Below are 5,303 nucleotides of genomic sequence, written 5' to 3'. Positions count from 1 at the left end.
GGCTACCGGCCGAGCACGCCGGTGATGCCGAGCGTGCCCACGATCGTCGCCGCCTACGCGTGGGACGACGTGCTCGACGTGGATCTGGGGATCTACGCGAGCGCCACCGTGCAGGAGGGTTACACGACGGACTACGCCCTGTCGCAGTGGAGCGGGCCGGGCTGCGATTTCGTGCTGCGCGGCGTCTCGACGCACGGGACGGCCACGTTCAACCTCGGGGTCGTCCGCGCCGGCGGCCAGTCCACCGGGGACTTCACCCTGGCCACCAAGACGACCACCGACGCCTGGGCCAGCCCGGTCGACGGGCGGCTGCTCGGCACCGTGGAGGCGGGCAGCTATCTCGACGCTGTCCGCCTGGACTTGCCGGCAGGGACCTACGTCTTCACCCTGACGAGCACCGACGTCGAGCTCGGCTTCTCCCTGCACGACTTCAGCTTCGGCGCCACGGGCAAGACCGAGCCCTGGCAGAACGGCATCGCCTGGCAGACCGCCGAGGCAGCCAGCCCGTATGCGTCCTTCGCGGTGACGATCCCGGCCACCGGGGCGCCGACCGAGTTCGCGCTCGTTGTCTGGCGCACGGACGGCTCCACGGTCGCCCTGGACGGCGACTGGCGCGTCATGGTCGGCGACGACGTCACCGGCATCGACGACGGTGATCCCCCGTCGGTCGCCGTCGCCGTCTCGCGCCTGGTGGCCGCGACCCCGAACCCGTTCAACCCGTCGACCGAGGTCGCGTACGAGGTGGCCAGGGCCGGACGCTGCGAGCTGACCGTGCACGACGTGCGCGGGCGGCAGATCCGGACGCTGCTCGACGGCGAGCAGACGGCGGGCCACCACGTCGCGGAGTGGAACGGGCTGGACGACCACGGGCAGCGCGTGCCCAGCGGCATCTACATGGTGCGCCTGCGATTGGCGGGGGGAGGGGAGGATCTGCTCAAGCTGACCCTCGTGAAATAGGCGACGGTCCCAGTCGTGCGGATGCGTGTGAGCGCCTCGCCCCCGATGGGCGGGGCGCTTGCTTTATCACAGTTGAATTGATAACCTCAAGAAGTCGATTCGCCCGATGCGACACACACCCCGGACAGCGCCGCGCGCCCGCGCGCCCGCGCGGATGGGAGTCGATCGTGGATCATCGGCGTCCTTGGAATGCTCTCTCGCGCAGCCGCATCCCCTTCATCCCCCTTCTCGTCATCGTGGTGTTGGCGGCGGCCGTCGGCGCGTCGGCGCAGCAGGATGTTTTCTGTATCTGCCTCGATCCGCTGAATCCTGCAGGCTGTGGTGGTAACGCCGCGATTCCCGTCGGCGTGCCGACGAGTATCTACTTGTGTCTGCTCAGCCCAAGTGGGAGCGAGGTAATGGGATGGGAGGCCAGAGTCACCGATTCCCGGCAGGACGGCGACATGATCGGTGAGTGGTATATGTTCGGGCTGGACGCCGACATGGACCCCTACGACTACATGGTCGTGCCCGAGCCGGCACCGAGCCATCCCAATGCCGCGAATGTCGTCGTGCTGGGGACGATGTGGGTGCGAGTGCTGGACGAATCGGCGCCCATCGAGTTCTTCGTCGGACCGATACCCGGCTCCACCAGCTTTCCCCAGGGCACTCCCGGGTATGTCCACACGATGGGATTCAATACACCCGCCACCATCTGCAGCGGCGATTTCGACGAGCCGGTATTCGGCATCAACGGCATCGTCGCGGCGGAAGAGGGCGCCTGGGGCGCGATCAAGGGCTCGTATCTGGCGGGTCCCGCGGCGGGCAGGTGAGCACGACGATCCGCGACCGATCCCGATCGAGATGGGAGCGAGACCATGAAGAAATCCATCGCCGTGATCACGATCGCGCTGACGGTCCTCGGCTCGGGCGCCGCGGCCCAGATCAGCCCCTGCCCGGACGCGATCGGCGTCTACTTCGACCTGGACGCCAGCCGGTTCAGCACCACCTATCCCGGCGGCTTCGCGCCCCTGGACGTCTACCTGATCCTCACCCACCCCACCGGCGACTACATCCGGTCGTGGGAGTGTCGCATCAACGAGGCGAACAACTTCACGCTGCCCGGCGTCTGGACGGTCATCGGCGGTACGGACACCGACGGCGATCCGTCGGATTTCGTGGTGACGATGGACGGGTGCCCTGTGGCTGCATCCATCAACGTGCTCGCCAGCAAGAGGATGTACGGCGCCGCCCCCGGAGCCGGCTCGTACGCGGTCTACCAGTTGGCGGGAATCCCCGGCTCGACCAGCTTCCCTAACGGGGATCCCGGCTACGTGCACACGCCAGGCATCAACACCCCTCTGCAGGCCGCCATCGGCTTCGTGGGCAACTCCGAGTATCCCCAGGCGTGGGTCAACGCCAGCTTCGAATCCTGGATCGCATGCCAAACCGCGAACCCGAATTTCGGGGTGAACGCGCGTGCCGTGCTCGACGGCATGCTGGATTACGACAACTGGGCCGGCGCCTTCTCCCGGGCGTGGGACGGGTTCGACGGCCAATACGATCTCCCGGAACCGCCGCCGTCACCGGACGGATTCGTGTCGCTGGCCATCCCGCATCCCGAATGGAATGCGTCCGTGGGCGATGACTTCAAGACGGACACGCGGTCGCTCTACGATCCGGTGCACTACGCCAAGACCTGGCCCCTCCGGCTGTCGAGCAGCAGCAGCGGGCTCGCGACCCTGTCCTTCCAGCCGGACTTCGGCCAGTCATCCGGCTGGGGCCTGACGCTGATCGACGACGACGAGGGCCAGGTGATCGACCTCTGGGATTCGCTTTCCCTCACGGTGAACGTCGTGTCGGGTGAACCGAGGAACTTCCGGCTCGTCGTGGGGCTGCTCACGGCGACCGGCGCGCCGGAGATCCCGTCGGACCGCTTCGCGTTGCGCGCGGTCCCGAACCCGTTCAACCCGCGCACCGAGATCGTGCTGACGCTGCCGCGGGCCGGCCGGGCCGAAGTGCGGATCCACGACGTGCAGGGTCGCCTGGTGAAGCGCCTCGGAGCGATCGACGGCGTGGCCGGGGAGAACCGCGTCACATGGCTGGGCGCCGACGACCGCGGACGCGACGTCGCCAGCGGCGTGTACTTCGCGACGCTGCGCGTGGACGGCGCGGCATCGGGCGCGGTGGTGAGGCTGAGCCTGGTCCGCTGAGTCGGACCGAACCCGCGTTTCGCCGCAGGCGAACCGATCCTGCCGGCAGGTCCGGCCGCGCCCCGTCCCCGAAAGGGGCGGGGCGCGCGCTTTCAGGGAACGGGGAGGGGTCGGGGAACCCGCGGCCCAGGGAGCGGTTCACCCATAATTCCCAGGCAAGTAGTGGGATTTTCCTGTAGATTGTCACCCTGTCGAAACCCCGCTCCCGACGTTCCGCCGGAGGAAAGCCCATGTCCAAGCGCTTGCCGATCGCCGCCGCCGCCCTGGCGTCCCTGATCGCCGTGGCGGGCGGCGCCGCACCCGCCACCATCGCACCCGCCACCATCGCACCCTTGCACGGCGGCGCCGTCGCCGCCACCAAGGCCCACGCCTTCGAGACCCTGATCACACCGCAGGGCGTGCGCGTCTTCCTCTACACCGACGAGCTGGCGCCGGCCATGGTCGAGAAGGCGACCGGCACCGCCAAGCTGGCGCTGCCGGACGGCCGCACGCTCGAGGTGCCGCTGAAGGCGCACCAGCCGGCTGCCGGCGAACCCGCGTCCTACTTCTGCCCCATGCACGCCGAGGTCGTGCGGGACGCCCCCGGCAAGTGCGAGCTCTGCGGCGGGATGGTCCTCTTCGTGCAGGACCACCTGTTCGGCGCCGCCGATCTCGGCGACGTCGACCCCGCCAAGGTGTCGGCGCTGATCCGCGTGTCCGGCCTGCGGGGCGTCGAGAAGGAAGCGACTTTCACGCCGGCCTTCCCGACGCCCGACGGGAAGGCCGCAGCCGTTCGGGCGGGCGAAGAGTAGACGGCGTCGCCGGCGCGACGGAGCTGCCGACCGCCGAGCCGATCACGGCGCTCGCCGCTGCGGGCGATCCGGCCGCGGCCGTCGCCGCGGCCGACTCCCTCGTCGCGCTCGCCCTGTCCCGATCCCCCGCCCTCGCGGCGCTCGCCGCGAAGATCGCCGCCGCGCGGGAGGAGGCGCCCGCCGCGGGCGCCCTGCCCGACCCGATGGTCGGGTTCAGCGCGCGCGGCGAGGACTACCCCGGGGCCGGCATCGGCGAGGACCCCATGGCCATGGCCGCGTTCGAGGTCGCCCAGACCCTGCCGTGGCCCGGCAAGCGCGGGCGGCGGCAGGCGGCGGCGGCGGCCCTGGTCGACGTCGCCGAAGCCGATCTCGTGGCGGCGCGGCGGCGCCTCGCGGCCGACACGCGGACCGCCTACGCCGAGCAGGCGGCGATCGATGCCTCACGGCGGTCGCTGCTCGCCTCGCTCGCCCTGATCGATCTGCTGGCGCCCTCCCTCACGGCGCGCTACGAGACCGGCCAAGCCGGCCAGTCCGACCTGATCGACCTCCAGCTCGAACGGCTGCGGCTCGAGGGGGACCTGGACGACCTCGACGCCAAGTGCGACATGCACCTGGCCGAGCTGGCCGCCGCCCTCGACCTGCCCGTGGCCGACCTCCCGCCGCTCGATGCCGGGCTGCCCCTGATCGATGGCGAGAACGCGACCGCCGTCGTCCCCGGCGACTTCGCCGAGGTAACCGTCGCCGAGACGCGCGCCGCCGCCGCCGGGCTCCGCGCCGAGTCGGCGCGGCACGAGGGCTCGCCCGACGTCTTCCTGGGCGCCGAGTACGGCTGGCGCGACGCGCTGCCGCCGATGGTCACCGCCCGCGTGGGCGTGGAGTTGCCGCTGTGGCGGTCGCACAAGCAGGACGCCGAGGCCCGGGCCGCCGGGCACGAGCACGCGATGGCCGAAGCCGAACGTCGCGAGGCGCTCGCCATGGCCGGCGCGGAGGTCGCGAGCCTGCGGGCCCGCTTCGACGCCTCCGAACGGCAGGTCGTCCGCCTGCGCACCGGGATCCTGCCCCAGGCGACCCTCGCCGCCGAGTCGGCCCGCGCCGGCTACGCGACAGGCGTCGCCGGTGCCGACGAACTGATCATGGCCCTGCGGCGGCTGGCCGAGACTGGCGCGATGCTGGTCGAACGCGAGGCCGACCGTTACGCCGCCTGGGCCGCCCTGCGCGCGCTCGCCGGCCGCGACCCCGTCCTCCAGGAGATGCGTCCATGAGACCAGCGAAGCTGTTCGCCCTCGCCCTCATCATCGCCGCCGCGCTCGCCGGCTGCGGCGGCGGCGACGGTCGCGAGCACGGCGCCCCCGCCGGCGGCCAG

General features: G+C 71.1%; 5 protein-coding genes. All 5 read left to right on the top strand.

Annotated elements, in window-relative coordinates; all coding sequences use genetic code 11:
• On the top strand, window positions 1–957 hold a 957-nt coding region (locus Q7W29_02715), incomplete at its 5' end, for a FlgD immunoglobulin-like domain containing protein (protein MDO9170723.1).
• 167 nt (window positions 958–1,124) lie between these two features.
• Window positions 1,125–1,769 carry a hypothetical protein gene (locus Q7W29_02710; protein ID MDO9170722.1) on the top strand — a complete coding sequence of 215 codons (645 nt, stop codon included), beginning with the start codon at window positions 1,125–1,127 and terminating at the stop codon, window positions 1,767–1,769.
• A gap of 45 nt (window positions 1,770–1,814) precedes the next feature.
• Window positions 1,815–3,149 carry a hypothetical protein gene (locus Q7W29_02705; protein ID MDO9170721.1) on the top strand — a complete coding sequence of 445 codons (1,335 nt, stop codon included), beginning with the start codon at window positions 1,815–1,817 and terminating at the stop codon, window positions 3,147–3,149.
• Between the two features lie 230 nt (window positions 3,150–3,379).
• Window positions 3,380–3,940, top strand: coding sequence for a heavy metal-binding domain-containing protein (locus tag Q7W29_02700; GenBank protein ID MDO9170720.1), 561 nt, complete (start codon window positions 3,380–3,382; stop codon window positions 3,938–3,940).
• Between the two features lie 23 nt (window positions 3,941–3,963).
• Entirely contained in the window at window positions 3,964–5,202 is a 1,239-nt protein-coding gene (locus Q7W29_02695; protein ID MDO9170719.1) for a TolC family protein, read from the top strand.
• The last annotated feature ends 101 nt before the right edge of the window (window positions 5,203–5,303 follow it).

The organism is bacterium (assembly GCA_030654305.1).
Classification (GTDB): domain Bacteria; phylum Krumholzibacteriota; class Krumholzibacteriia; order LZORAL124-64-63; family LZORAL124-64-63; genus PNOJ01.
Note: the sequence above shows the minus strand (reverse complement) of the source record. Positions and strands in the feature narration are given on the sequence as shown.